The following is a 26,430-nucleotide window of genomic DNA, read 5'->3' as shown; positions in this document are numbered from 1 at the left end:
TGCCACCACTGTTCTACACCCCCGTATAATTATACGGCGTAATGGCACTCAGCTCAGCTTTTACGCTGTCTGATACATCAAGGTCCTGAATAAACGCCTTGATGCTTGCTTCCGTGATTTTTGCGTTTGTGCGGGTCAGCGCTTTCAGGGCTTCGTAAGGCTGCGGATAGCCTTCACGACGGAGCACGGTCTGAATCCCTTCAGCCACAACGGCCCAGTTTTCTTCCAGATCGGCCCGAATGGCCGCTTCGTTCAGTTCCAGCTTATCAAGACCTTTCAGCGTCGATTTCAGGGCAATAACGGCATGGGCAAACGGCACGCCCAGGTTCCGCAATACCGTCGAATCGGTCAGGTCGCGTTGCAGGCGTGAAATCGGCAGCTTGGCCGACAGGTGCTCCAGCAAGGCGTTGGCAATGCCGAGGTTGCCTTCCGAGTTTTCAAAATCAATCGGGTTAACCTTGTGCGGCATCGCCGACGAACCCACCTCTCCGGCTTTGATTTTCTGCTTGAAGTAGTTCATCGATACATACGTCCAGACATCACGGTCAAGGTCAATCAGGATCGTATTCAGTCGTTTGAATGTATCAAGAGTTGCCGCCAGCATATCATAGTGCTCGATCTGGGTTGTGTACCGGCTTCGTGTCATGCCCAGTTTACCGACAAACTCATCGCCGAAACGTTGCCAGTCAGTGTCTGGATATGCCACGCGGTGGGCGTTGAAGTTACCCGTTGCTCCTCCGAATTTAGCCGCTGTCGGAATGTCGGCCAGCATAAACAATTGCTTCTCCAGCCGTTCGCAGAACACCAGCAGTTCTTTACCCAGCCGGGTTGGCGACGCGGGTTGGCCGTGCGTACGGGCCAGCATCGGAATCTCCTCCCACTGATGGGCCAGTTCCTGCAACCGCTGGTATACTTTCCGGTACAGCGGCGTAATTTCCATGTCCAGCGCTTCGGCCAGCGACAGCGGAATGGCGGTATTATTGACGTCCTGCGAAGTCAGACCGAAGTGAATAAACTCCAGATACGGCTCAACCGGCAGGCCTTTCAGTTTCTCCTTGATAAAATACTCCACGGCCTTTACGTCGTGGTTGGTTGTGGCTTCGATTTCTTTAATCCGGAGTGCATCGGCTTCCGTAAAGTTTTCGTACAAAGCCCGCAGGGAAGGAAAGGTCTGGGGATCAACGCCGGCCAGCTGAGGGATATCCCATTCACAGAGCGCGATAAAATACTCGACTTCGATGCGAATACGGTAGCGGATCAGACCAAATTCAGAAAAATAAGGCGCCAGCGCCGATACTTGCCGACGATAGCGACCATCGACCGGCGAGATAGCCGTCAGAGCAGATAATTCCATAAATGTGATTCAAAATGCAAAGGTAGCAGTTGACCGCCTATGGCAGACGGTCAACTGCCGTTAAATTTCAATTTCGCCTGATTCAGAAGGGATTCAGGTAAACGCCCAGGCCCACCCACTGGATTTGCTGGCTCTCATACTGGCTATACGGGCGGAATCCGGTATAACTTTCGATCAGGAAGCTCAGCGAGTTATTGGTTGATTTACCCAGTTCGATACCGGCCGCGAAATGGATACCAGGCCGGAAATCGTTCTGCTGCCACATTTTCAGGTCGATGCCTGCCACCGGCCGGACAAACTTAACGGCACCCGACGCCGGATTCGGCTTACGGTAATAAAAACCGGCCTGTGCGCTGATTTTACGACGTTCTTCGGGCTTCCGGAGGCCATAGCCCACATTTACGTAGTAGCGCATGCCGTCGAGCTTCTGTACATCGCGGCTGTAAGTCACGTCCAGCAGCTCATAGTTGACCGGGTTTGGCGTCCGGTAATTGATCTGGTTACGGATCAGGTAATCATCGCCCAGGTGCGACGACAGGTGATAGCCACGGAAACGCCAGCTGTTACGGCCGCTGCGCAGATTATAGAAAATACTGACCTTATAATCGTTATTCACAATCTGGCGCCGCTGTACGTCATTTTCGTCGCGATACACCTCAAACTGGGTAAACGAAGCAATATCCAGGCCCACTTCAGCCGCGCGTCCTTTTTTAGTCGGCCACCGGTAAAACGGCTTGCCAAAGCCAAACGAAAACGGTACATAGGCGCCGTCGTAGCGGTTGCCGTCAATAACGAAGACCGGCAGCACACTGAGATAGGTCTGGGCTTCGAGCGGGTCGAGGGTAATGGGCGCAAACAGGTGACCACGCGGCAGAAATTCTGCCTTTACCGACGAGGACTGTATGCTTTCCGGTACCGTAGCTGCGGCTTCAGCCGTCGCATCCGGTTTCGGGGCCTCAGTGACTTTTTTCGCTTCTTTATTGCGTGTGCGTTCTGCTTCTTCGGCCTGCCGGCGGGTCTTTTCTTCAGCCAGCCGCGTCTGCTTTGCCTGTTCAGCCTTCAACCGTTCCGCTTCCAGGGTTTGCTGTCGCTGTTGCTCAGCCGTTGCCTGAGCGGCTTTCTGCCGGGCGGCGTTCGTCTGTCCGGCCTCAGATGCCTGCCGGCGCTGCTGCTCGTCCAGTTGCTTTGTCTGTGCGGCCTTAGTACGCTCCGCTTCTTTAGCCTGCTGACGCGCTATCCGATCGGCTTCTTTCTGCTGCCGTTCACGCTCCCGTTCGGCCTCTTTAGCCTGCTTGCGGGCCAGTTCTTCAGCTTCTTTCTTTTCTTTGGCCAACCGTTTTTCCTCCGCTTCGTTCGACGAAGAAATGGTTGAAAAAGGCGATGCGGCCGAAACAGGGCCGGTCGCGGCCGGAGCGGATACCGGCGTCCGGGCAGGCGTAGCCGGTTTAGGTTCCGTTACGGGTGTAACGGCCTTTTCGGTCTCTTTTTGTTGTTTGGCCAGCTTAGCGGCTTCGCGCTCTTGTTTTTCGCGGGCTTTCGCCTCTTCCTTTTCTTTCTTTTTCCGTTCTTTTTCGGCCTGCTCAACCTGTGCCCGGCGCTGTAGTTCAGCCATTTCAGCCTTGTAGCGCCGCTGCTCTTCGATCCATTTGGCTTGCTTTTCGCGAAGGCGGATTTCGGCAGGAGTCAATGGTTTACCGTTCGGACCAAGCGGAACCGTGGCTGAAGCGGGTTGGGTAGTTGATTGTGCCATTGCCATCGTAGCCGAAAAAACGGTCAGGGCAATGACACAGCTCATCCGCCGGAAAGAGTAGAAAGGTTGGTTCATGTAAAAAGTATTGGCAAACAGAATGTTCAGGTAAAATGAATAATGGGTAATGTAGAATGAATAATGAACTGCGCTAAGGACGTTTAACGTCAAGGACGCAAGCCATTATTCATTTTACATTGTTCATTTTACATTATCCACTATTGATTAGCCTTCAACGCGGCATAATGTTTAAAGAATAAGGGAATGGTCTCAATACCTTTGTAGAAATTGAACAGACCATAGCTCTCATTGGGCGAGTGCAGGGCATCAATATCCAGACCAAAACCCATCAGAATCGATTTAAGGCCCAATTCGCGTTCAAACAAAGCCACAATCGGGATACTGCCGCCACCCCGTGTCGGGATTGGCTTCTTGCCCCATGACTCTTCCATGGCCAGACTTGCTGCTTCGAACTCAATCGAATCTGTCGGGGTCACATAAGGCAGACCGCCGTGATGCGGACGAACGGCCACTTTTACCGATGGCGGTGCAATAGCGTTGAAGTGGTTGCTGAACAGTTCGGTGATTTCGGCATCGGTCTGGTTCGGCACCAGACGCATGCTGATCTTGGCGAAGGCTTTTGACGGCAGCACCGTTTTGGCCCCTTCACCGATATAACCGCCCCAGATGCCGTTTACGTCCAGTGTCGGGCGGATTGATGTACGTTCATTGGTGGTATATCCTGCTTCACCAGCCACCTCGGCAATGTCCAGATCCCGTTTGTACTCATCGAGATCAAATGGTGCCTTAGCCATTTCAGCCCGCTCTTCGGCCGACAGCTCCAGCACGTTATCGTAAAAGCCGGGAATGGTAATATGTCCGTCAGCATCCTTCATGGAGGCAATCATTTCGCACAAAACGTTGATCGGATTAGCCACAGCCCCGCCATACACACCCGAATGCAGGTCGCGGTTCGCACCGGTCACTTCTACCTCAACGTAAGACAGCCCGCGCAGCCCCATCTCAAGCGATGGCACATCGTTGGCAATAATGCTCGTGTCAGAAATCAGGATCACGTCTGCCTTCAGCATCTCGCGGTTGGCCGCTACAAACTCGCCCAGGTGGTCGGAACCCACTTCTTCTTCGCCCTCGATCATCACTTTTACGTTACACGGCAGGCCATCGGTCGCCAGCATGGCTTCAACGGCTTTTACGTGCATATAGACCTGGCCTTTGTCGTCGCAGGCCCCCCGTGCATAAATCCGTTCGTTGCGGATAGTCGGCTCAAACGGCGGGGTATGCCACAGTTCATACGGATCGGCCGGCTGAACGTCGTAGTGTCCATAGATCAGTACCGTTGGCTTAGCCGGATCAACCATTTTTTCGGCATAGACAACCGGATGCCCGGCGGTTTCATGCAGAGCCGCCTTATCAAGGCCGGCGGCGGTCAGCTTGTCGCGGAGGAATTCGGCCGCACGGCGTACGTCATTTTTAAATGCCGAATCGGCTGATACCGACGGAATACGTAATAAATCAAACAGTTCGTCTAAGAAGCGTTGTTTGTTGGACTCAAGATATTGTTTCATCACGGATGGCTTTTAGCAGTCAGGCCACAGAGGCTACAGGGGTCTCAAACCTGGCTTTTAACCCAAAAAATTTGCCCCGAAGTTACACACTTTCGTATAACTCCGGGGCATAGATTATTGTCGGAAACCGAGATTCTTATGGTAGCGTATCTGATTAGTCGCGCTTTTTACGCAAGCGGATCAGAACCGTCCGGTTCTCCTGGCCGCGCAGTAACCGCCCGATGTTTTTCTGGTGCGTTAGTGCAACGATAAGGAAAACCACAAACCCGAAGGCAATGAGCAACGGGCTTTCTTTTTCACCGAAGATGCGGAGCAGTAACAGGACCGGGAAAGCCAGTGCGGCCAGCAACGAACCCAGAGAAACATATTGTGAGGCAATCACCACCAGCAGGAAGATGCCGATGCAAACCACGGCCATTTCCGGGTGAATGGCGAGCACCATGCCGAGCAGAGAGGCCACGCCTTTGCCGCCTTTGAAGTTGGCAAACACAGGGAACAGGTGGCCTATTACTGCCGTTAAACCAAATACAAGCTTCCAGGTCAGCACATCATCCGCATCAATAAACTGATAACGCCACAGCAGCGTTGCCAGAATTGTTGCCGTAAACCCTTTCATGACGTCGACCAGCATCACAACGGTTCCGGCGCGTTTGCCTAACACCCTGAAGGTGTTGGTTGCACCGGCGTTTCCGCTACCGTAATTCCGGATATCGAGTCCAAAAAAAGCCTGGCCATACCAAACTGCCGTTGGAATTGAACCTAGTAAATACGCCAGCACTGTAGCACTTATAAGGGCAATAACATTCATTCGGGAATATGCTACTATTAGGTTTAAAACTGTGAAACAATCTATATTTAGCTTGTCTGAGTTTGGCAAACCTCATGAATCGAGGCGATTTTGCCCTGCAAGATAGTGAATTGGTATACGAATGGCAGTTAAAGTTAGCTATATTTTAGGAATTTCTTCATTTGTTAACAGCTAACTAACACTACTTAAACACTATTCCAGCTAGATTAATTTCATTTCCCCCCCACAACTATTTCTGTCAGGCGATTGATATCCAGATACTGACTGGCCATCTGCATGATTTCTTCCGGTGTCACGGCCCGTAGCCTCGGAATATAGGTGTTCAGGAAATCGTCGGGCATTCCGTCCAGCAAAATAACCTTGTAGCGGTCGGCAATCTCAAACGGCGTATTCAGCGACCCGACAAATTCACCGGCCATGAAGTTCTTTACCGTCTCCAGCTCGCTTTCTGATACCGGTTCGGTCTGTAGTATCCGTACTTCTTTCGCGATTTCGTCAAGCGTCTGCCGGGTGTTTTCCTTTTTTACGTCGGTGCCGAGCGTAAAGAACCCTTCGTGACGGAATGAAATCAGGCTCGACGATATGCCGTAGGTAAAGCCTTTGTCTTCACGGATGTTTTTCATCAGCCGCGAGCCGAAATACCCGCCAAACACTTCGTTGGTCACCAGCATCTTCACAAAATCGGGATGCTCACGCGTAAACAATACCCGTCCTAACCGCACGGAAGACTGCACACTCGCGGCCTTATCGACCGTCAGAGGGGTGGTATCCGGTGCCGGTATAAAATCCTGCCGCACAGAAACCGGTACCGATGTCGGTATCTGCCCGAGTTCCCTGTTGACCAGCTCCACGTCAAGTGCTGTTGCATGACCGGCCAGCAGTACACGGAACGGACGGTCCCGGATTACGTTTTCGTAAAAACTGACCACATCCGCGCGCGTAATGGCTTCTACCGCCGCCGGTTGCTGCATCCGGCCATACGGGTGTTTACTCCCAAACAGCTTTTCGCGCATCCGTACCCCGGCAATATAGGCATTCTTTTCGAAGCTCACCCGCAGGTTCTGCAACGTAATATTCCGGAGGTCTTCGAGTTCTTTTTCGGGGAAAACCGGCGTGGTAAGCACTTCCCGCATCAGCGACAGAACCGGCCCCAGGTATTTGGTCAGGCAATAAACGACAATACTCGCACGGTCGGGTCCGCTGTTCAGCTCGACAAACGCGCCGAAGCTGTCGAGGTATTCGCTGATTTCGGCCGAGGTACGTGTTTTCGTCCCTTCCGTCAGCATTTTAATGGTGAAAAAGGCAGCCGATGGGGTCTGCTCGTACCATGAACCGGCATCCAGAATAATCTCCAGCCGGACCACCGGTTGCTGCATCACCGAAATCAGATAAACAGGTACATTATTGTCAAGCGTAAAGGTTTCATAGGCGGGTAACCGAATCTCGCTTACGGCCTGAAACTCGGGGGCCTGGGTACGATCTAAAACCATAATAACTCTTCAGGTACGGAAATGAGTGATACAAAAAATGGCATTCCTGAATGAAATGCCATTTTCCGGACAAATAAAACAATAAAACGAACTAGTTGTTTGTGTCGTCAGCTTCGTCAGCGTCATCTTCTGCGGCTGCCCGGGCGCTCTTCGTCAGGTCAATCAGCAGGGAGATACGGAATGTATTGGCAAGAGGGCTGTTATTACCGGTTGGCATAACATACGAGAAGTCAATGCCGTAGCGCTGCTGCAAACGCAGACCGATACCGGCCGTAAAGTAGTTCCGTCCGCCCTTTAGCTTCGATTCGCCGTGGTAACCAACCCGCACTGCAAACTGGTTATTGTACCAGTATTCGACACCGGTTGCCACGTTAATTTCTTTCAGTTCTTCGCTGAAGCCGCCCGGTGCATCCGCAAACGACTTAAATATTGACGCAATTGGTGACTGATTAGGATCTACCGGTGGCGTTGGCACCATCAGTTTATTCAGGTCCAGCACAAAGTTAAACTTGTTGAACAAGTCAGAGTAGTAGGTTACGGAACCGCCTAAGCGCAGGTTCGTCGGGATAAAATATTTCTCAGGACTACCGTAGCTGATTTTACCGCCGATGTTGGAGATCATCCCGCCGAATGTCCAGCCAAGCCCTTTTCCCGTAACATCGTCACGGACTTCGGTCTGGTAATAGGCGCTGATATCAGCTGCCGCCGTACCACCCGGCTTAATCTGTGTACCGTTCAGGTTATAGGCACCGGCCAGGTTGGAGTTCAGGTAGCGCAGGTTTACCCCCATTGCAAAGTTTTTCGACAACTGCCGCGAGTATGACGCCGTAAAGGCATATTCCCGTGAGTTGAACGTTCCGGACGATAGGCCCTGGCTGGTCGTAAACTCAATTGTACCCAGATCAAAGTACATCAGCGACGCACCCAGTACCTGGTTCTTACCCACTTTTTTATAGCCGGTGATGTAGGTATAGTACATATCCCCGATCAGGTCACGCAACCATGGGGTATACGAAATCGCCGCACCGGCGCTTTTTTCCGCAAAGACCAGCTTCGACGGATTCCAGAAAATAGCGTTCGCATCGGCATCCCGCAAGGCACCGCCCGCATCTCCCAAACCACCGCTACGGGCATCCGGCGTAAAGTTCAGAAACGGAACCGCTGTAGTTACTGTATTTAACGATTGACCACTGGGTGTATAAGAAGTACTTGAAGTACCCGTACCCGTCTGGGCAAACGACGAAGTGTGTAGTAGTGAACAAAAAGACAGAAAGCCGATAGCTCCAGTAATGCGGGAAAAGCTGCGCTTCATAGATAGATGTTTGTAAAGGTCAGTAGCTCAGCGTGCCGCTTTATACTGAACGCTCAAAATTACGACGATTCGTTGGTAATAAAAAAGTATTCCGGGTCTCTGACGGCATTCAGCGGCTCAAAAAGACTCTGCCCGCCCCTTTTGCCTCTGTCCCATCACCGACAGAACGAACCTGCAGCCGGTAAATATACAGGCCGTTGGGTAACAATACCCCGTTGGCGGCCTGCCCTGCCCATTCGGTTACCGATACGGTAGCGGAACAATCTGTACAGCCGCCGGTTTGCGCTGTAAGCAGCCGGCCACTGACATCCAGTATCTGTACCGTCCAGTCAAGGGCATCGCCCGGGCGGTTGTGCTTCATCTGAATGGTAGCCTGCTGAACAACCGGATTCGGATAGGCCATCAGGCTTGTAACGGCCAGACCGGGCTTATCCGATACCCTAAACGTCAACGTGCCCTCTCCCGAATTATTGTTGACATCCCAGGCTTTTACCCGCAGCGAATAGGTACCGGCCGGTAGATTGCGGAACGTGTACTTTACCTCTCCCGTGGTTCCATCGCTGGTTGTTGCCACATAATAATCGTTCAGAATCACCTGTGTGGTATCGTTCAGCCGGGCAGTCAGTTCATGACCTAAACCTGTACGGGCCAGATTAATGCCCACATTATCGGCCAGTTGCGCACGCAGGGTCACATCCGGACCGGCTACCCGCACCGGCGTTTCGGTCAACACGGCATTCTCCAGGGCCAGCTGCACGGTTGGGGGCTGCCGGTCGGTTGTTTCGACCGTGGTGCTGCCGCCAATAATTAGCTGTGATAAACTACCGGCGGCATCCATCAGACTGTCCGACCGGATCGCATACGCCACCAACCGACCGGGGCCGAACTGGTAATCAATGTCTTTCGGAACGGTAAACTGTATAGCAAACCGTCCCTGTTTCACCGTCACCTGACCGGCATAGATCAGGCTGTTGAACACCTTGTAGGTCATCGGCGAACTTTCCGTTCCTTTGGTTGTCTGACTTACGGCCTTGTCATAAACCGACATTTTCAGAATACCCGAGAAATCAGTCAGCAGGCTACCCGACTGCGGATCCTGGATCTGTCCTTCCACCGACACCGTTTGCAGGGCACGCAGCGTATCGGCCTTCCCTGCTGTCACGCTCCGGCTGTTGATTTTCGTCACGGCTACCTGCGCTTTCGGATAGGCCAGCCGCATCGACGGGTCGCCCAGCAGGCTGAAATTACGGTTACGGCTTCCGCTGAGGCTTTTATTCTTAGTCAGGCGCAGGACATCGCCCAACCGTGGCATCTGCCCGTTTACGGGTGCAAAAACCGACTGATAGAACGCCTGGTTCAGCAGGAAGTTAGTGTTTGCCGCCACAGGCCGGGTAGTGGTCAGCAGCGCAATGGCACCGCCGAGGCGGCTGGTCAGCGCCAGCTCGGCCCCCGAGCGCACGTTCGGGTCGTCGTAGCGGCCGAATTCGCAGGTACCGGTCACAAAAAGCGGCAACCGGCGGTTTCGCCAGCTGAAAATATCCTGTAAGGTCAGAATCTGTTCCTCAGCCCAGCCCGACTCGCCGCCGTGACCGGTATAGTTGATGATCAGCCGCCCGTCGGAGACAGCCTCGTCAATGGCCTTATTCATCAGCGGAGCCTTCTGCCCGGAGGCGGTTACCTCCTGCGGAAACGCATCGAGCAGCAAGCGCTCGGGGCGGTAGGCCGGTGTCTGTGTCTCAATGTAACGGGCAAACAAGTCCGCATCTGACTGGTGAATATTCAAGTCCCCGTCGTCGGCCACCAGCGTTAAGCGGCTCTGCCATTCACCGGCCAGCGTTTTATCGGAATCGTACCGGATCAGTTTATCAACCACCATTCGGGCATCGTCCAGCGAGCGGACCGGCAACCGGCCCACACCAATATCCAGCAACTGATCCCCTGCTTCGGTTTCTGCCCATTCGCCGTCGGTTTCCTTCATAAACCCGAAATAGTCATCCGACGAAAAGCCGTCTACCGGATGAAACGACTCGCGGCTTTCGTACACCGGCACCGTATTCCACTGCTGCACGGCAGTCTGCATGCCCATGATATTACGATAATCATAGGTAGCATTGCCGACTAGCAGCAGGAATTTCAGTTTACCGGTTTGTTGCCGGTAAAAGTACCGGACGGCGTCCCGGATCGCGGTCGGATCGGCCTGACCGGAGCCAAATTCATTGAAGACCTGCTGCGTGGTCAGCACCAGTACATCCATACCGCTGTTGCTACGCCGGAATGCAGCCAGCCGGTCGGCTTCGGTCTTCCAGCCAGGGGCTGTGATGATCAGCAAATCGGGTGTTGCCTGACCGCGTACCTGCTGATTCAGAATGGGTTTAAGACTGACCGGCGCAATAGCCTGGCTTTCGGTAAACAGCAAATAAGTGCCGCCCGTAGCGGCCGCCCATGTCGCTTCTCCACCGGTCATGGTAACGGCCTGAGCGGCCGGTTTCAGCGGATCGCTTATATCCCAGAGTTTAGCGGCAGCGGTGGCCTGTTTACTGCTGTAGCGGCCCGCCGGCAGCCGGGCAATCACCGGTTGATCATACCAGCGCAGATCGCGTCGGTATTGCACCGCCACGAAGTTCAGATAGCCCTGTGAGCCCGTCTGCCCGTTTTTGTCGAAGGTCAGTACAAAGGGTAAAGATCCGGTTGTCAGGCTAGTACTTGTGGTAAAGGTCTGCCGGTTTTCCAGTCCCTGGTAATCATACTTGTAACCAGACAACGCATTGACGGATTGGCGGCCAATCTGTTGTCCGTTTATCTGCCAGGTAAACGACGTCGGCACGATGGCGTTAGCTACCACCGACGACGTAATCAGGAGCGGCGTTGATGGCACAAGCCCCGGCACACTAAACGACAGCGATAGAGTTGTATTGACGCCGAGGTACTCACCCAGCCATTCACGGCCCGTTTTGGCAATACTGGTCAGTTCCTGCTCGTGGAACTGATAATCATCAAAGGCCGCAATGACCGTGCCGCTCAGCGGTGCCGACGGCTTTGTCTGTATGCGCAGCCCGGCCGCGTCACCGACGGTCAGGAAGTAAAAGGTGGTATCACTGTAGGGGTTAATCTGGTGCGTTAACCGGCTGGCCGTCGAATCAAAGCGGATCACGTGCGGGCCTTGTCCGAAAAACAGAATGGCATCACCGGCGTCCAGTTTACCATCCTCCTCGCCCGTCACCACGATGGCATTTTCGGTCAGATCAACAGCGCGTTTGGCGGCATTGGCCTGAGGCAATACGGCTCCGCCGTTTCCATACAACCGCAACCGCCTGGGGTCGGCTGTGGCCAATGCCGGACTGGCTTTGGTAAGCATATCAGTGGTCAGCCGGTAGACACCCGTGGTTGTTACCCCGATCTTGATCCAGTCACCGGATTTAAGTACAGTCTGTGCCTGCATCAAGCCACTCCACAGGAGCAGCAAACCAGTTAACAGCCCCCACCTATTCACATTTTTCCACCAGGGCATGAGCCAGGATTGCGTAAGATTTTGATGAACTTATTTCTTTACAAACGACACGGGTACGGCGTAGCGTGCCCCGCTGGTAGGTCTTTTCTCTGAATTGAAACAATTCTCCTTCTGCCAGGTCGCGCAGGGCCAGCAACCGGTCGTTGGGTTTCAATTCATTATGGCGTACCGGATCGGCCTGCCGGAGTGCGTGTACAAGCGCAGGGCTGGCCTGGCTGGTTGCGGCCGGTGCCTGCATGTATACCCGTAAAGGTTCGAGAATAGCATCCGGAAACACCTCTTCGGTCAGTACAGGCTGCATAAGCCGCTGAAAGGCCTGCTGCCAGGCGGGGCCGTGGGGCTTCATGGTGCGCAGCTGTCGGGGCGTATGCGAGACATACACATCAGCGTGGGCGACTTCATGAATATAGGTAATCAGAAAAGCGAAAGGGTTCAAATCGGCATTGACCGAAATTTGCAGCTGCCCCCGGCCGGGGGCTCTGAAATCGCCGAGCTTGGTTTTGCGGGTCCGGGCGATTTTGAGTTGAAAAGCATAGTGTTGCCACAGGTTCAGACAGTAGGATACCGATGCTGCCGGCAAATACTTTGCTAATACATCCATGTACACACGTTTAAAAACAGAAAAAGCTCTATAAATATAGAGCTTTTTCCTGAAGTAGAGAGCGCGGTTGTCCGCGGTAAATTACTTCGCTGAGTCTGCAGGAGCAACAGCAGCTGAATCAGTAGCAGCTGAATCAGTGGCAGCAGAATCAACAGCAGCTGAGTCAGTTGTCATTGTTGCAGTTGAATCAACAGCAGCTTCTTCAGTTTTTGGTTTGCTCTGGCAAGCAGCGAAGGTAATCATTGTACCTACGAACAATAAAGCGATAACTTTTTTCATGCTCTTTTAGTGGTAATTTATGGTTCCAGCCGCAAATATATGCTTCTCCAGAAAAATACAATAATTTATACCTATATTTTTTGTGATTTGGAGCTAAACCCTTATATAGTTCTATTTCCTACAGAAAGACCAGGCTTTTCAGATATAAGAAAAGTCTAATTTTCACTTTGATCTTTTCGGTTTAATCCGGTCATACATACCGGTACTTCTGAAGGTCAGTAAACGATGCCCGAAAAAGTTGGCGAGAAAGCTTAACCCCATGCCGATCACGTGCGATACCTTCTCGCGGAAAAAAGCAGAAGTTTCCGGAAAAAACGGGTTGGCGATCTGTTTCAGGGTGATGTCTGATGAATACACCTGTACGGCCAGCGCGACCAACGCAATCCCGACATATTTGATAAACTCCCGTCCGGCATTGTCGGTCTTTTTCGCGTCGAAGGCAAAGTTTTTGGTGGGTGCAAAGGTCAGGACCATGGCCGTTACGTAGCCCAGAAACACGCTGGTGGTAAAGTTCAGCCCGATCAGTTCGCGATAGCCGATCTGGCTGAAAAAGTTGATCAGAGCGCCCAGGATGGCGGTAAAGAAATAGGCGATAAAATCCTTGTATCCCTTTCGTTTCGTTGTCGGTACACTACTCACGTTCACGGCCAGTAACTTTCAATCTGGTTAAACGAACCCGGGGTCAGGCTGTCAGACAAGCAGTTGTCGTACCAGAACCTGACCCCGGGTGAATCTATTCTTTTCTGTAGAAGAATGTTTTACGACATTCTTACTTATACTAAACCTTCCAGCAAACCAGGTGCCAAACCTAACACCAGGGTAAGAATAGTTGCCGCAATCAGTACATACCGGTAAAACGGTGCGACTTTGACCGGCTCAGCAGCACCTTCGCGGAAATACATGGCGATGATTACCCGGAAGTAGTAATAAATACCAACGGTCGACATCAGCACGGCAAACACCAGTATCCAGTAAATACCCTTATCGGCAGCGGTGGTGAAGATCATGAATTTTCCCCAGAACCCGGCCGTCAGCGGGATACCGGCCAGTGACAGCATGGATACGGCCATGACAAACCCAAGCAGCGGATTCTGACGGGCCAGGCCATTAAACGCATCGAAGTTTTCATTGACTCCATTTGTATCCTGACGCTGGCGGGAAACGACCAGTAACACACCGAAAGCGGAAATAGTAGCCAGGGAGTAAGCCAGGGAATAGAACACCAGCGCCTGCTTTGTCTGTGTTCCAAGCGCCGTCAGGCCGATTAAGAGGTAACCGGCGTGCGAAATGCTCGAATACGCCATCATGCGCTTGAAGCTGGTCTGATAAACAGCCGTTACGTTACCGATCAGCAGCGTCAGACAGGTCAGTGCCGCCAGCGTGCCCCACCAGAACGAGTAAACGCCGACAAAGGACACCGACAGCACCCGGAATAAGGCCGCAAAGCCAGCCGTTTTTACTACCGTTGACATGAATGCCGTAAAGAGGCCCGGCGTTCCGTCGTAGACATCCGGTGTCCAGAAGTGAAACGGAGCGGCCGACACTTTGAACAGCATACCGATCAGCAGCAGGATTATTCCCATGTAGAGCAGCAGTGATACGCCGTAGGCATTCGTATATACGTAGGATTTAATGCCCGAGACGACAAACGTACCGGTTGCACCATACAGCAACGCTATTCCGAACAGCATGATACCGGTTGCAAATGCCCCCATCAGGAAGTACTTCAGCGCGGCTTCGTTTGAACGCGGGCTGTGTTTGTCGCTACCGGCCAGTACGTACATGGCGACCGACAGAATCTCAACGCCGACGAACAGCATGATCAGGTTTTCGAAGCTGATCATCATAATCGCCCCCACCAGCGAAAACAGCAGGAGAGCGTAGTATTCGGCAGGCTGGGCCTGTTCATCTTCAATAAAACTATTCGACAAGGCGACTACCATGAACGCCGACAACAACACAATCGTGGTAAACAGGATGGCGAGGTTGTTGGTCAGCAGCATGTTCTGGAAGTAGAGGTATGTTTTCCCCCAGTCCATAAACGTGGTAGCCAGCGCAGCCAGAATAAACACCAGGGTTGCTGGCAGTAACAATACTTTGGACTTCAGAAACCCCATGAAGAGCAGGACAATTCCGAAAACCGATAATAAGATAATGGGTAGCATTTCTTTAGTCGTTATTTTACAACGTATTGCAACAAATTCAGTACAGCAGGTTCTGTCACTTTCAGGAACGAGTTCGGATAGATCCCGATCCAGAAAACCATTACGGCCAGCGGTAACAGTACCCAGCTTTCGGCACCGCTTAAATCGTCAAATGTTTCCGTACGCGCCGATGTTGGTCCGAACATTGACTTCTGGAACATCCGCAGCATGTAAACAGCACCCAGAATGATGGTTAAGCCTGCCACAGCACCTAACCAGTTGTTATAGGCAAAAACGCCGTTTAGTAACAGAAACTCACCCACAAAACCGTTGGTCAATGGCAGGGCCACCGAGCCAAGCAGCAGAATCATGAAGTAAACGGTCAGTTTAGGTGTTGTACGCGTAATTCCACCCAGCTGATCGAGGAACCGGCTGTTGGTACGGCCGAAGATGATTTCGGCAACAAAGAAAAGACCCACTACGTTGATGCCGTGTGCCAGCATCTGGATCAGCGCTCCCTGCAACCCGTTTGCCGTCTGCGAGAATACCCCCGCCGCCATCAGGCCAACGTGGGCAAATGAAGAATAGGCAATCAGGCGTTTCATGTCGCGCTGGCGGATGGCGATGATTGAGCCGTAGACAATACCGGTAACGGATAAGGTGGTGGCCAGTAAACCCCATGTCTCCAGTCCTGCCGGTACAATCGGCAGCAGGAAACGGATCAGGCCGTAAACCCCCATTTTCAGCATGATACCCGACAGCAGCATCGTTGCCGGTGTCGGCGACTCTACGTATGTATCGGGCTGCCAGGTATGGAACGGAAACACCGGCATTTTAATGGCAAACGCAATAAAGAATGCCCAGAACACCCAGCCTTGCGCTGCCGGTGTCAGGTTGAGGTTGTAGAAGTCTACAATGGCCGACGAGTGAACGCCCGGCTTACCCGGTACGCCGGTCTGGTAATACAGATACACCAGTGCCACCAGCATGAACAAACTACCGAAGATGGTATAAATAAAGAACTTGAAGGTAACGGCAATCCGCTTTTCGCCGCCCCACATCGCTGCCAGGAAGTACACCGGGATCAGGGCTGCTTCGAAAAACAGGTAGAACAGGAATGCGTCACGGGCCGTAAATACGCCCATCAATGCGGCCTGCATGTACAGGATCAGCGAATAAAACGTCGACGGACGGTCATACTCCCGGCCGAACGCCGATAGGGTAATTAAAGGTGTCAGCAAGCCTGTCAGCAGCACCAGCAACACGCTGATACCATCGATACCGCCGCTGAAGCGGATACCGGCACCGGCGATCCAAGGGTAATCAAATTCAAACTGCATCTGCGCGTCGGCCTTGAACGTAGCAAAGGCATAGGCTGCTAATGCCAGCTCAACCAGGGCTGCTCCCAGGGCAAGCGTTTTGACCGCCGGGCTCTTGATCAGCAGTAGCAACGTGGCCGCTACAACCGGTAGTAGTATAAGTGAAAGCGTAAGCATATAGGTTAAGTTTCCTCTCTATGACCGCCAGCTCCCATCACGCAGGAGTACCGGCCATAACCTCCTTTTAGAACCGAACAAAGAACCGAACAATCACGATGACAGCAATGCTGAAGACCATCGCAAATACATAGAACCCGATTGAACCCGACTGCAGCAGGCGCAGCTGAGCCGAAGCAGCCCGAACGATCCAGGCGACTCCGTTTACAATCCCGTCGATGATAAATTCACCGAAGTTATACAGGGCATCGCCCAGCGCACGGATCGGACGAACAATGGCGATTTCGTACAGTTCGTCAACAAAATACTTGTTGTAGACCAGTTTCGCGATGCCTGACCGTTCGGCTGACTCCGGTGCCGGAACCGCATGGCGGCTGATGTAAACCACATAGGCAGCAATGGCCGATCCAATGGCTACCGCCGTTGAAATACCCATCAGCATATACTCGGTACTGTGATCAATTTCGTGGCCGAATGCCTCCGGGCTCACCTGTGCCGAACCGGCAAACAGGGGCTCCATAAAATGGCTCAGCCAGCCACCGCCCGGCAGGTTCAGCAAACCGCCGGCAACTGACAATACGGCCAGCACAATCAGCGGCAGGGTCATTGTTGCCGGTGACTCGTGAAGGTGGTGGCGCTGCGCTTCCGTCCCGCGGAACTCACCGAAGAACGTCAGGAACAATAACCGGAACATGTAGAATGAGGTCATAGCTGAACCAACCAGACCCAGTCCCCACAGGGCTTTATTGTGCAGGAATACATGCGCCAGAATTTCGTCTTTCGAGAAGAAACCGGCGAACGGCGGAATACCGGCAATAGCAATCGTACCCAGCAGGAAGGTGATAAACGTAAGGGGCAGGTGTTTGCGCAGGCCACCCATGTTGCGGATATCCTGTTCGTCGGACATGGCGTGGATCACACTACCGGCACCGAGGAACAACAGGGCTTTGAAGAAGGCATGCGTAATCACATGGAACATACCCGATGAGTAAGCCGCTACACTCAGGCCAAGGAACATATAACCCAGCTGCGAAACCGTTGAGTAAGCCAGCACTTTCTTGATATCGTTCTGCAACAGACCGATCGACGCCGCCAGGATGGCCGTGGCAATGGCAATGACGCCGATTACCTCAAGCGTTACCGGCGACAAGGTATACAATACGTTCGAACGGACGATCATGTAGATCCCCGCCGTCACCATTGTTGCCGCGTGGATCAGGGCCGACACCGGAGTCGGACCGGCCATCGCATCGGGCAGCCAGGTATAGAGCGGAATCTGCGCCGATTTCCCCATCGCCCCCACAAACAGCAGCAGGGTAATGGCCAGAATCATTTTGTCACCCACCGCGAAACGGGTCGCCTGTTCGAAAATATCGGTATACTCAACCGAACCGAACGTGGTGATTAACAAAAAGATGCCCAGCAGAAAACCAAGGTCACCGATACGGTTCATGACGAAGGCTTTGCGGGCAGCGTTGTTATAGTTGACGTTTTTGTTCCAGAAGCCAATGAGCAGGTACGAACATAACCCTACCCCTTCCCAGCCAATGAACATGATGACGTAGTTGGAGCCCGTCACCAGCAGCAACATGAAGAATAGGAACAGGTTCAGGAACGCCATGAACTTGCCGAAGCCTTCATCGTGCTTCATGTAGCCAATGGAATAAATATGAATCAGTGAACCCACACCCGTCACAATCAGCAGCATCAGCAGCGAAAGCTGATCGATCTGAAACGAGAAGTTGATGTGTAAACTACCGACACTGATCCAGTCGAATAGGGTGGCTTTAACAGGTTGGCCGCTAAATCCGCTGAAAAGCATCAGCGATACGGCGAATGAAGCGAGCGCGGCTGCCGAGCTGATGGGTCCCACCAGGCTTGCGGGTACCTTGCGGAAGCCCAGGCCGTTGATGGCAAAACCAATGAGTGGGAACAGCGGAATTAAACTACAGAGTAGGTCTGTCTGCATGTACTTGAATTCAACGTTTGACGTTTGCGGAACATTCTCCCGGCACAGATCGGCCAGCGACCCTTGCCCGGGAAGGCCCCTAAACCAGTTTTACCATTTGAGTTTATTCAGCAATCCGACATCAATCGAGCGGATATTCCGATAGATCATCACAATGATGGCCAACCCGACCGCAACTTCGGCAGCGGCCACAGCCATGATGAAAAATACGAACACTTGCCCCGCCGAATCGGATCGATACGATGAGAAGGCAATTAACAGCAGATTGACGGCATTGAGCATAAGCTCAATCGACATGAAGATAATAATGGCGTTACGCCGGGTCAGTACGCCGATGATTCCGATGACAAATAGCGCTGTGCTAACAATCAGATAATAGTTGAGCGGTACTTGCTGAATAAGTTCCGGTATTGATACTTGCTGCGTGGGCTGCATATTAAGCCGGTTGATAAAAGATGCGGCAAAGTTATAGATAAATTGGGCTTACTCAAACGGATTTGCAGTTTGTCAGCGGCCTTATTCATCAACATTCGGAATTTATTCCGGATTATGCTTGTTCAGATTGGCTTTACCTTTGCATTTTCGACGCCTGTCCGTGCTTTTTTCTGAAAGGCGGCGGACTCATTTCCGGATTACCAGATGCAGCATGCTCCTCAGATTGCCATTCTCGGCCTCGGCTATGTAGGCCTGCCGCTAGCGGTTGCGTTCGGGCATTATTACCGTGTACTGGGGTTCGATATCGACCCTGTCCGCATCGCCGCCCTGCAGCAGCAGCAGGACCAGAACGGTGATTTTACGGACGAAGAACTCACCGCCAGCCACGGCTTATCATTTACCAGTGATCCCGGCGACCTGACAGCCTGCACCATCTTCATCGTGACGGTCCCCTCTCCGATCGACAGCCACCGGCAGCCCGACCTGCGCCCGATCCTGACGGCCACCCGAACCGTGGCACGGGCTCTAAAAAAAGGAGACCTTGTCATCTATGAATCAACGGTTTATCCGGGATGTACAGAAGAAGACTGCGTACCGGTCCTGGAAGCTATTTCGGGGCTTCAGTTCAATATTGATTTCTTTTGCGGGTATTCGCCTGAGCGTATTAATCCGGGCGATAAACACCATACCCTGACCACTATCCGCAAGGTTACGTCTGGCTCTACCCCGGCCATTGCCGAAAAAGTGGATCAACTCTACGCATCGGTGATCACGGCAGGCACCTACCGTGCGCCCTCAATCCGGGTGGCCGAAGCAGCCAAGGTCATCGAAAACTGCCAGCGCGACATCAACATTGCCTTCGTCAACGAACTGGCGCTGATTTTTGACCGGATGGGCCTCGACACCCATACCGTCCTGGAAGCAGCCAACACCAAGTGGAATTTTCTGCCCTTCCGGCCGGGTCTGGTGGGTGGTCACTGCATCGGCGTCGATCCATATTACCTGACCTACAAAGCCGAGTCGCTGGGCTACCATCCGGAAGTAATCCTGGCCGGCCGCCGCATCAACGACAACATGGGTGTGGTCGTGGCCAATAAGATCGTCAAACTCCTGATCCGGCACAACCGGCCGCTGCACCAGGCACGGGCGCTGGTGCTCGGCATTACCTTCAAGGAAAACTGGGCCGACATCCGCAATTCGCGCGTGCCCGACGTGGTGAAGGAGCTAGAGGAGTTCGGTGTTCAAACCGACGTATACGACCCCCTTGCCCACCCCGATGATGTCGCACGCACCTATGCCATTACCCTGCTCCCCGATTTGCCAACAGACATGATGTATGATGTCGTGGTGCTGGCCGTTGCTCACCAGCCCTTCCTGAGCCCTGAGTTTTCGGCCAGGCTACCGCAACTAGGTCATTTGGTGTATGACGTGAAAGGTGTGCTGCCGCCGGAGGTAATTCACGGACGGCTGTGATGACCAGTCTCAGCATACCCGCATCAGGGGAACCACCCAAAACAAACATGGTGGCAGGGCTATCCTGCCTCTCAGAACAACCCTGCCACCACACAGAATATAAATCAGTAACTCAGAACCACCAATATATTACGCCCCCAACACCCCGGCCGCTTCCTTGGCAAAGTAGGTCAGAATGACGTTGGCACCGGCGCGCTTCATGGCCATTAGTGACTCCATCATAGCGCGTTCACCGTCGAGCCAGCCGTTTTGGGCAGCCGCTTTGATCATGGCATACTCGCCGCTGACGTTGTAGGCCGCAATCGGCAGGTGATAGTGATCATTCAGCAGCTTGATGATGTCGAGGTACGCCAGGGCAGGCTTTACCATCAGGAAGTCAGCGCCTTCGGCCAGATCCAGGTCAGCCTCAATCAACGCTTCCCGGCTATTGGCAGGATTCATCTGGTACGTTTTTTTGTCGCCGAAGCGCGGGGCCGAGTCAAGGGCATCGCGGAACGGACCGTAGAACGCACTGGCATACTTGGCCGTATAGGCCATGATCGATACATTTTTGAAGCCTTGTGTGTCGAGTGTCTGCCGGATGTAACCCACACGGCCATCCATCATGTCAGAAGGCCCAACGATGTCGGCACCGGCCTGCGCCTGCGCAACGGCCATCTTACCGAGTACCTCCAGTGTTTCGTCATTCAGAATCTGACCGTTTTCCACAATGCCGTCGTGCCCGTCTGAGCTATACGGATCCATGGCAATGTCAGTCATCACCACCACATCCGGGAAACGGTCTTTGATAGCGCGTACCGTTTGCAGATACAACCCGTCGGGGTTCTGGCTTTCAGTAGCGTATTTATCTTTTCTGCTCTCCGGAAGATTCGGGAACAGCGCAAACGTCCGCAGACCAAGGTCTACACACTGACCGATTTCATCGAGCAGCAAGTCTTTGGAGAAACGGGCAACGCCGGGCATCGACACCACCTCGCTGCGCACGTTCTCCCCCTCCATGACAAACATGGGGTAAATAAAATCATGGACCGAAAGGCGCGTTTCCTGCACCATGTCCCGAATTGCTGCCGACTGCCGGTTCCGGCGTGGTCTTCGAATAATATTCATCCGTCTTTTCGTTAACAGGCTGTAATGGATGATTAGCCCCGTATCCCGATCAGCCGCTCTGCCATTACAACAATCACACAATCAGTTTGAAACCCTCGCCGTGCACATTAACCAGCTGTACCGATTCGTCTTCACGCAGGTACTTCCGGAGCTTGGTCACGTATACATCCATGCTGCGGGCATTGAAGTACGAGTCATCGCCCCAAACCATTTTCAGGGCAAAGCTACGGCTTAACGGCTGATTCAGGTTCTGGGCAAACAACTTTAATAACTCCGATTCCTTGCTGGTTAGTTTCTGGCTTGCCAGATTTCCGCCCCCGTCGGGCCGGGACAGCGTCTGGTGCGGATAGTCAAACACAAAGGTGCCGATCTGGTAGGTAGTCGATTCGATGGCATCGGCCGCTCCCCGCTGATACCGGCGCAAAATCGCCTGAATGCGCAGCAGCAGTTCCTCCATACTGAACGGTTTGGTCACGTAATCATCAGCCCCGAGCTTAAATCCCTGAATGGTATCTTCTTTCATTGATTTGGCTGTCAGAAAGATAATCGGCACATCGCGGCCGGTCATCCGCACCTCCTTGGCGAGCGAAAAACCATCTTTCTTCGGCATCATCACGTCGAAAATACAGAGATCATACTGCCCGTTCGTAAACATCTCGAGCCCCTGATTTCCATCCGTCGCGCGGTCGGTATCAAATCCCTTCAGGATCAGGTATTCCTGAAGCAGCTGACCCAGATTCGGGTCATCCTCAACAACTAGTATTTGTGGCATAGGTAATGGTGATTGAGTCGTTGAGTGATTGAGTGACTGAAAGGGCTGTTATTCCCTCGCTCAATCACTCAACCGCCCAATCACTCATTCATTTTATAAGGTATAATAACGTCAAATGTACTTCCCTGGCCGGGTTCGCTGGTAACGTGGATGCGGCCGTGGTGGGCGTCCACCATTTTCTGAACATAGCTCAGCCCGAGTCCGAAGCCTTTTACATCATGCAGGTTGCCGGTCGGCACCCGATAAAACGTCTCAAAGATGCGGTTCACCTGCTCTTTGGTCATTCCGATTCCCCGATCAGCAATCGTCAGACATACGCCTTCGGGCAGGCTGCGGGTCCGGATCGTAATGTGCAGGGTCTCCGGCGAATACTTGATAGCATTGTCCAGCAGGTTATACACAATGTTGGTCAGGTGCACTTCATCGGCGTCAATCACTTCATTTTCGGCCTCAAAATCCAGATCAACTTCGCCTTCACGCTGTTCAATCTGAATGCCAATGTTGTTAAGCGACTTCTCAATGATGTCATGAATATTGACCCGGGTAACTTTCAGTTTAATTTCACCACGGTCGAGCATGGCCATCTGCAATACTTTCTCCACATGTGATCCCAACCGGCGGGTTTCTTCACGGATGATGTTCATGTAGCGCGACAGCCGCCCCGTGAATTCAGTTCCCGGATTACCGTAGTCATTGACCGGAACATCACCATACATCCCCCCCGAACCCCGTGCTCCTACGCTCTGCCCCACAGCCATCTGGTCCTGCGCCATCTCAACCGCCAGCGCAATCGTCGAAATCGGCGTTTTAAACTCGTGGGTCATGTTATTGATAAAGTCGTTCTTGATGTCGGCCAGTTTTTTCTGCTTCATGATCGTATTGATCGCAATATAGAAGCACCCCAGAATAACCAGAATCAAAATCACCGATGAGGCAAAGTTGAAGGTCATCTGTTCCTGAATAAACTCATCCTGACCGGGGAAATAAACGTACACATAGTTACCCGAATCCAGAAAATTATTCGGAAACAGGGCGGCTTTGTAGCCACTTTCGACAAATGACTTCGGATTACCCCCGAAGGTCGTAAACAGAAACGACGGTTTACTGGTCTGATTGGTTTTTACGCCATAGGCAAACGGCAGACGGATGCCCCGGTCTTCGAGTGCCTGCCGCAGCAGAGTGTCCAGCGTCATGCGGTCGACGCGCTCTTCAATCGGCCGGTCAGACAAAAAGAGACTTTTCAAGGCGTCTTTAACAATCTGTGAATGCTCCGACATACGGTTGCCGGTGTCCTTGAGGGTGCTGGCCGTCAGCACCGATGCCGATGTCACTTCAGCGGTTTTCGCTTTAGCCTGCCGCCTCCGCGCCAGTTTCGCCAGGCTATCCTGCTTCAGTTGCTGCCGGTTGAGCAGGGCTATCTGGTCGGCCAGTATTCCGCTGGCCCATTCCTCAAACTGACGCTGGTCTTCGAGCTGTGCCTGCCAGTCGCCGGTCGCCATCAGCATCTCCTGCCGCCGTAAAAAGTGTTCGACAACCGCTTCCTGTTCAGGCGTTAATGTCTGATCCACAGGATGCAAGGCGTCCGACGGAGTGATCCCGAGCCGTGACATACCACGTACAATATTCCCATTATCATCGAGTACCAGTTGCCCGTTAATGCGGTTGGGTACCGGCTCACGGGGTACCCGAGGTACTTTAGACTGCCTGGGTTCTGCCTTGGGAGCAGCCGGCTGACTGTCTTTTTTAGAAATAGCGATCAGCTTCTGCTGCTGCTCCTGTGCCCGTATCCGCTGACGGGCCAGATACGAAATCTCCTGCCGTTCGAGGGTCCGGACCACTTCCTGCAGCGCATCCGTAACTTTATAGGTAAATTGCTCCTGCTGCAACCGGTAGGCGCTCCTGACCCAATATAACTGTAGCCCCACTAAACCAAGCAGGCCCACCGCCATCAGCGCTACAATCCAGCGAATCCGTTGTTTCGACATTTTAATTTATTCCTGTGCAACCTTTAGGGCCGGCTTTTCATCTTTCTGCTGAATACGGGATACAACAGCGGTTTTCCACTGTCATACACCTAAATGTACGAAGGCAACCGGTGGTTCATTGAGTCTTTAAGAAACTTTAACACGGGCACTTATGCAACATAAGCCCCGGAGTTGCTGTCTTTAGAAAAACCAGATAACCAACTGTACTCAGTAAAACAGGTACTAACTATGAAAACAACATGCATATCCGCTCAGCGGTTCGCTATGGCTTTTTTCCTTGCAGCTGCTGCAACCGGTTTGGTTCAGGCGCAGGATAAAACAGAAAAATCGAACGAGGTAACCGTAAAAATCATTGAGCGCTCCGGCGACGATGTCCGCCAGGTCGACCGTACCTACAAAAACCTCCCGGCCGACGAACGCGATAAGGTGGTCGAACGCCTCGTTGACTCGTTGAAAACAACCCGCAAAGACGGCAAAAAACGCCAGCTTACCATTGTTGTTGAAGACAACGACGGCCGCGAATCGCTACGGGCCAAAGGCGGTCCGGGCCAGAACCGGCTGTATTTCTACAAGGGACGGCCGGGACAGGCAAAAGGCGATGCCTGGGTGTGGGATAACGACAACTGGCAGCATGATTTCCGTCGCGGCGTAGATTCACTGAACGACAAACTGAGTCGTCTGGAGTTTACATTCCCGAAAGACTTTAACGAACACATTATCCGGCCGTTTGATGCGTGGTCACGCGGTGTAGATGGTAAAATGAAAGCCCCGACGATCCGTGGTCTGGATGCCTTCCCGAACAATCCGGACAAAGATCAGCTCAACGTCCGCTTCAATGCACCCGCCAAAGGCGATGTAACGATTTCGGTGACAAACCCGAAAGGCAAGGAAGTGGCCCGTAAGGAAGTAAAGGACTTTACCGGCGAATTTGTTGGCCAGATCGATCTGGGCAAGCAGGCTAAAGGGGTGTATTTCATTACGGTTACCCAAAACGAAGACGGAGCCGTGCGCCGGATTGTCGTTGATTAATTTTTTGAGGAATTTGGCAGGAAACGGCTGAATTCCTCTTTTTTTTATGAAAATATTTTCAAAAATATAGTACTATGTATTGCAAGGTATTATAAAATTCACTTACCTTTGTCATGTAAATCACAAATACGAATGACGATGAAAGCGAAAAAGACCTTAACAGCCGCCCTACTCTTAGGATTAATCAGCTTACAATCGATGGGTATGGGTCACCCGCACAATTTGTTTAACGCCCGCAAACAGATTAAGGCGAAACGCGGTGTCACAACCGCCGTCACGGCACCAGCCTCAGGTTCAGCCTTTGATCCGGCGAAAATCTGTGCCTATTGGGTAAAGGTTGCCTGCATGCAGCTGGCTAAAACCATATAGTCCGGAAAGCAGCTTTTACGCTTTCAGCATTCCTGTGATTTAGTACGTTGGGCGTCGGTAGCGGACGCCTTTTTTGTTTTATTTAACCACAAAGATAAATAAGGGAGCACAAAGACTTTTCAAGGTACGCGTTTCTGTGTATTCACGTTTACATCACTGAAACCCTGGCTTTGCCGGTCAGTTTCTCGTAGTATTTACAAAAATCCTTTAGCGGACACGCATCGCATTTTGGCGAGCGGGCCAGGCAGATATATCGCCCGTGCAGAATCAGCCAGTGGTGTGCGCGCGGTACGTGTTGTTTAGGAATGTAGGCCATGAGCGCCTTCTCTACGGCCAGCGGAGTAGTTGCCGTCAGCGGGGCCAGCCCCAGCCGGTGCGATACGCGGAAAACGTGTGTATCAACCGCCATGGTCGGCAGGTTGTAGACGATGGATAAGATAACATTAGCTGTTTTACGGCCAACCCCCGGCAGTTGCTGAAGTTCTTCCAGCGACCCCGGCACTTCACCGCCAAAACGTTCCATCAGCATACGCCCCATACCGGCCAGGTGTCTGGCTTTGTTATTGGGATACGAAACGCTGCGGATGTAGGTAAAAATCTCATCAGCCGAAGCAGCCGCCAACGACTCAGGTTCCGGAAACCGCGCAAACAAGGCCGGCGTTATCTGATTAATACGTTTGTCGGTGCATTGCGCCGACAAAATAACGGCCACCAGCAACTCATACGGATTGCTGAAGTTGAGTTCGGTTTGCGGCTCGGGAAAATGTTCCGTGAAGTATTCTATAAAACGGCGGAAGCGTTCTTTTTTTTGCATAGCTTTTCAGAAGCAGACATGGTACCGGCACACACGGAAACGATTCGCTTCCGGTTGTTCGGGACGGTGTTTTTGTCCTGTAAAGCAAAAATAGTCTCTTTGCCGCATGAAATACAGGTGGATTGCATTTCATGCGGCAAAAAAATACCCAT

General features: G+C 52.5%; 21 protein-coding genes. 3 read left to right on the top strand and 18 right to left on the bottom strand.

What is annotated here, in order from left to right; translation table 11 throughout:
• Positions 1-13: 13 nt before the first annotated feature.
• From purB to nuoK, 14 genes are all read right to left on the bottom strand, one after another.
• Complete coding sequence (gene purB / locus BLX24_RS06570) at positions 14-1,354, bottom strand: adenylosuccinate lyase (protein ID WP_071502270.1); 1,341 nt, start codon at positions 1,352-1,354, stop codon at positions 14-16.
• An 82-nt stretch (positions 1,355-1,436) separates the two neighbouring features.
• Complete coding sequence (locus tag BLX24_RS06565) at positions 1,437-3,179, bottom strand: DUF1207 domain-containing protein (RefSeq protein ID WP_143092583.1); 1,743 nt, start codon at positions 3,177-3,179, stop codon at positions 1,437-1,439.
• A gap of 140 nt (positions 3,180-3,319) precedes the next feature.
• Positions 3,320-4,687, bottom strand: coding sequence for a dipeptidase (locus BLX24_RS06560; RefSeq protein WP_071502269.1), 1,368 nt, complete (start codon positions 4,685-4,687; stop codon positions 3,320-3,322).
• 154 nt (positions 4,688-4,841) lie between these two features.
• Positions 4,842-5,495 (bottom strand): glycerol-3-phosphate 1-O-acyltransferase PlsY, encoded by a 654-nt coding sequence (plsY, locus tag BLX24_RS06555; RefSeq protein ID WP_071502268.1) that lies wholly within the window; start codon positions 5,493-5,495, stop codon positions 4,842-4,844.
• Between the two features lie 212 nt (positions 5,496-5,707).
• A complete protein-coding gene (locus tag BLX24_RS06550) occupies positions 5,708-6,985 on the bottom strand; it encodes a M16 family metallopeptidase (RefSeq protein WP_071502267.1) in 1,278 nt (425 codons plus the stop codon).
• A 91-nt stretch (positions 6,986-7,076) separates the two neighbouring features.
• Positions 7,077-8,297 carry a type IX secretion system outer membrane channel protein PorV gene (porV, locus tag BLX24_RS06545; protein WP_071502266.1) on the bottom strand — a complete coding sequence of 407 codons (1,221 nt, stop codon included), beginning with the start codon at positions 8,295-8,297 and terminating at the stop codon, positions 7,077-7,079.
• A 109-nt stretch (positions 8,298-8,406) separates the two neighbouring features.
• Positions 8,407-11,805 carry a type IX secretion system sortase PorU gene (gene porU / locus BLX24_RS06540; protein ID WP_071502265.1) on the bottom strand — a complete coding sequence of 1,133 codons (3,399 nt, stop codon included), beginning with the start codon at positions 11,803-11,805 and terminating at the stop codon, positions 8,407-8,409.
• Positions 11,780-12,406: a sprT domain-containing protein gene (locus BLX24_RS06535; protein WP_071502264.1), complete on the bottom strand. Its 627-nt coding sequence runs from the start codon at positions 12,404-12,406 to the stop codon at positions 11,780-11,782. The genes porU and BLX24_RS06535 overlap by 26 nt, the downstream gene beginning before the upstream one ends.
• An 81-nt stretch (positions 12,407-12,487) precedes the next feature.
• Positions 12,488-12,685 carry a hypothetical protein gene (locus BLX24_RS06530; protein WP_071502263.1) on the bottom strand — a complete coding sequence of 66 codons (198 nt, stop codon included), beginning with the start codon at positions 12,683-12,685 and terminating at the stop codon, positions 12,488-12,490.
• Positions 12,686-12,847: 162 nt separating this feature from the next.
• A complete protein-coding gene (locus BLX24_RS06525; RefSeq protein WP_310590770.1) occupies positions 12,848-13,324 on the bottom strand; it encodes a GtrA family protein in 477 nt (158 codons plus the stop codon).
• A gap of 134 nt (positions 13,325-13,458) precedes the next feature.
• Positions 13,459-14,850, bottom strand: coding sequence for an NADH-quinone oxidoreductase subunit N (locus BLX24_RS06520; RefSeq protein ID WP_071502261.1), 1,392 nt, complete (start codon positions 14,848-14,850; stop codon positions 13,459-13,461).
• An 11-nt stretch (positions 14,851-14,861) separates the two neighbouring features.
• Complete coding sequence (locus BLX24_RS06515; protein ID WP_071502260.1) at positions 14,862-16,325, bottom strand: complex I subunit 4 family protein; 1,464 nt, start codon at positions 16,323-16,325, stop codon at positions 14,862-14,864.
• A 67-nt stretch (positions 16,326-16,392) separates the two neighbouring features.
• On the bottom strand, positions 16,393-18,294 hold the full coding sequence (gene nuoL, locus BLX24_RS06510; RefSeq protein ID WP_071502259.1) for an NADH-quinone oxidoreductase subunit L: 1,902 nt from the start codon (positions 18,292-18,294) through the stop codon (positions 16,393-16,395).
• Positions 18,295-18,384: 90 nt separating this feature from the next.
• A complete protein-coding gene (nuoK, locus tag BLX24_RS06505) occupies positions 18,385-18,729 on the bottom strand; it encodes an NADH-quinone oxidoreductase subunit NuoK (RefSeq protein ID WP_071502258.1) in 345 nt (114 codons plus the stop codon).
• Between the two features lie 204 nt (positions 18,730-18,933).
• On the opposite strand from nuoK, the gene BLX24_RS06500 reads away from it, so the two are divergent.
• Positions 18,934-20,202, top strand: a complete 1,269-nt coding sequence (locus tag BLX24_RS06500) for a nucleotide sugar dehydrogenase (protein WP_071502257.1) — start codon at positions 18,934-18,936, stop codon at positions 20,200-20,202.
• Between the two features lie 129 nt (positions 20,203-20,331).
• Here the strand turns inward: BLX24_RS06500 and hemB are convergent, their stop codons facing one another.
• From hemB to BLX24_RS06485, 3 genes are all read right to left on the bottom strand, one after another.
• Complete coding sequence (gene hemB, locus BLX24_RS06495; RefSeq protein ID WP_071502256.1) at positions 20,332-21,309, bottom strand: porphobilinogen synthase; 978 nt, start codon at positions 21,307-21,309, stop codon at positions 20,332-20,334.
• A gap of 73 nt (positions 21,310-21,382) precedes the next feature.
• Positions 21,383-22,081 carry a response regulator transcription factor gene (locus tag BLX24_RS06490; RefSeq protein ID WP_071502255.1) on the bottom strand — a complete coding sequence of 233 codons (699 nt, stop codon included), beginning with the start codon at positions 22,079-22,081 and terminating at the stop codon, positions 21,383-21,385.
• 80 nt (positions 22,082-22,161) lie between these two features.
• A complete protein-coding gene (locus BLX24_RS06485; RefSeq protein ID WP_071502254.1) occupies positions 22,162-24,066 on the bottom strand; it encodes a sensor histidine kinase in 1,905 nt (634 codons plus the stop codon).
• A gap of 264 nt (positions 24,067-24,330) precedes the next feature.
• Here BLX24_RS06485 and BLX24_RS06480 point away from each other — a divergent pair, with 264 nt between their 5' ends.
• Positions 24,331-25,095, top strand: coding sequence for a T9SS type A sorting domain-containing protein (locus BLX24_RS06480; protein WP_229201716.1), 765 nt, complete (start codon positions 24,331-24,333; stop codon positions 25,093-25,095).
• A gap of 138 nt (positions 25,096-25,233) precedes the next feature.
• On the top strand, positions 25,234-25,464 hold the full coding sequence (locus BLX24_RS32065; protein ID WP_143092582.1) for a hypothetical protein: 231 nt from the start codon (positions 25,234-25,236) through the stop codon (positions 25,462-25,464).
• A 148-nt stretch (positions 25,465-25,612) separates the two neighbouring features.
• Here BLX24_RS32065 and nth read toward each other — a convergent pair whose 3' ends face one another.
• A complete protein-coding gene (gene nth / locus BLX24_RS06475) occupies positions 25,613-26,278 on the bottom strand; it encodes an endonuclease III (RefSeq protein WP_071502252.1) in 666 nt (221 codons plus the stop codon).
• Positions 26,279-26,430 lie beyond the last annotated feature (152 nt).

This window comes from Arsenicibacter rosenii (assembly GCF_001870735.1).
Taxonomy (GTDB): domain Bacteria; phylum Bacteroidota; class Bacteroidia; order Cytophagales; family Spirosomataceae; genus Arsenicibacter; species Arsenicibacter rosenii.
Note: the sequence above shows the minus strand (reverse complement) of the source record. Positions and strands in the feature narration are given on the sequence as shown.

Excerpts from the sequence above, each read along its gene's own strand:
- purB (WP_071502270.1), bottom strand. The coding sequence starts at position 1,354 with ATGGAATTATCTGCTCTGACGGCTATCTCGCCGGTCGATGGTCGCTAT.
- BLX24_RS06565 (WP_143092583.1), bottom strand. The coding sequence starts at position 3,179 with ATGAACCAACCTTTCTACTCTTTCCGGCGGATGAGCTGTGTCATTGCC.
- BLX24_RS06560 (WP_071502269.1), bottom strand. The coding sequence starts at position 4,687 with ATGAAACAATATCTTGAGTCCAACAAACAACGCTTCTTAGACGAACTG.
- plsY (WP_071502268.1), bottom strand. The coding sequence starts at position 5,495 with ATGAATGTTATTGCCCTTATAAGTGCTACAGTGCTGGCGTATTTACTA.
- BLX24_RS06550 (WP_071502267.1), bottom strand. The coding sequence starts at position 6,985 with ATGGTTTTAGATCGTACCCAGGCCCCCGAGTTTCAGGCCGTAAGCGAG.
- porV (WP_071502266.1), bottom strand. The coding sequence starts at position 8,297 with ATGAAGCGCAGCTTTTCCCGCATTACTGGAGCTATCGGCTTTCTGTCT.
- porU (WP_071502265.1), bottom strand. The coding sequence starts at position 11,805 with ATGCCCTGGTGGAAAAATGTGAATAGGTGGGGGCTGTTAACTGGTTTG.
- BLX24_RS06535 (WP_071502264.1), bottom strand. The coding sequence starts at position 12,406 with ATGGATGTATTAGCAAAGTATTTGCCGGCAGCATCGGTATCCTACTGT.
- BLX24_RS06530 (WP_071502263.1), bottom strand. The coding sequence starts at position 12,685 with ATGAAAAAAGTTATCGCTTTATTGTTCGTAGGTACAATGATTACCTTC.
- BLX24_RS06520 (WP_071502261.1), bottom strand. The coding sequence starts at position 14,850 with ATGCTACCCATTATCTTATTATCGGTTTTCGGAATTGTCCTGCTCTTC.
- BLX24_RS06515 (WP_071502260.1), bottom strand. The coding sequence starts at position 16,325 with ATGCTTACGCTTTCACTTATACTACTACCGGTTGTAGCGGCCACGTTG.
- nuoL (WP_071502259.1), bottom strand. The coding sequence starts at position 18,294 with ATGCAGACAGACCTACTCTGTAGTTTAATTCCGCTGTTCCCACTCATT.
- nuoK (WP_071502258.1), bottom strand. The coding sequence starts at position 18,729 with ATGCAGCCCACGCAGCAAGTATCAATACCGGAACTTATTCAGCAAGTA.
- BLX24_RS06500 (WP_071502257.1), top strand. The coding sequence starts at position 18,934 with ATGCAGCATGCTCCTCAGATTGCCATTCTCGGCCTCGGCTATGTAGGC.
- hemB (WP_071502256.1), bottom strand. The coding sequence starts at position 21,309 with ATGAATATTATTCGAAGACCACGCCGGAACCGGCAGTCGGCAGCAATT.
- BLX24_RS06490 (WP_071502255.1), bottom strand. The coding sequence starts at position 22,081 with ATGCCACAAATACTAGTTGTTGAGGATGACCCGAATCTGGGTCAGCTG.
- BLX24_RS06485 (WP_071502254.1), bottom strand. The coding sequence starts at position 24,066 with ATGTCGAAACAACGGATTCGCTGGATTGTAGCGCTGATGGCGGTGGGC.
- BLX24_RS06480 (WP_229201716.1), top strand. The coding sequence starts at position 24,331 with ATGGCTTTTTTCCTTGCAGCTGCTGCAACCGGTTTGGTTCAGGCGCAG.
- BLX24_RS32065 (WP_143092582.1), top strand. The coding sequence starts at position 25,234 with ATGAAAGCGAAAAAGACCTTAACAGCCGCCCTACTCTTAGGATTAATC.
- nth (WP_071502252.1), bottom strand. The coding sequence starts at position 26,278 with ATGCAAAAAAAAGAACGCTTCCGCCGTTTTATAGAATACTTCACGGAA.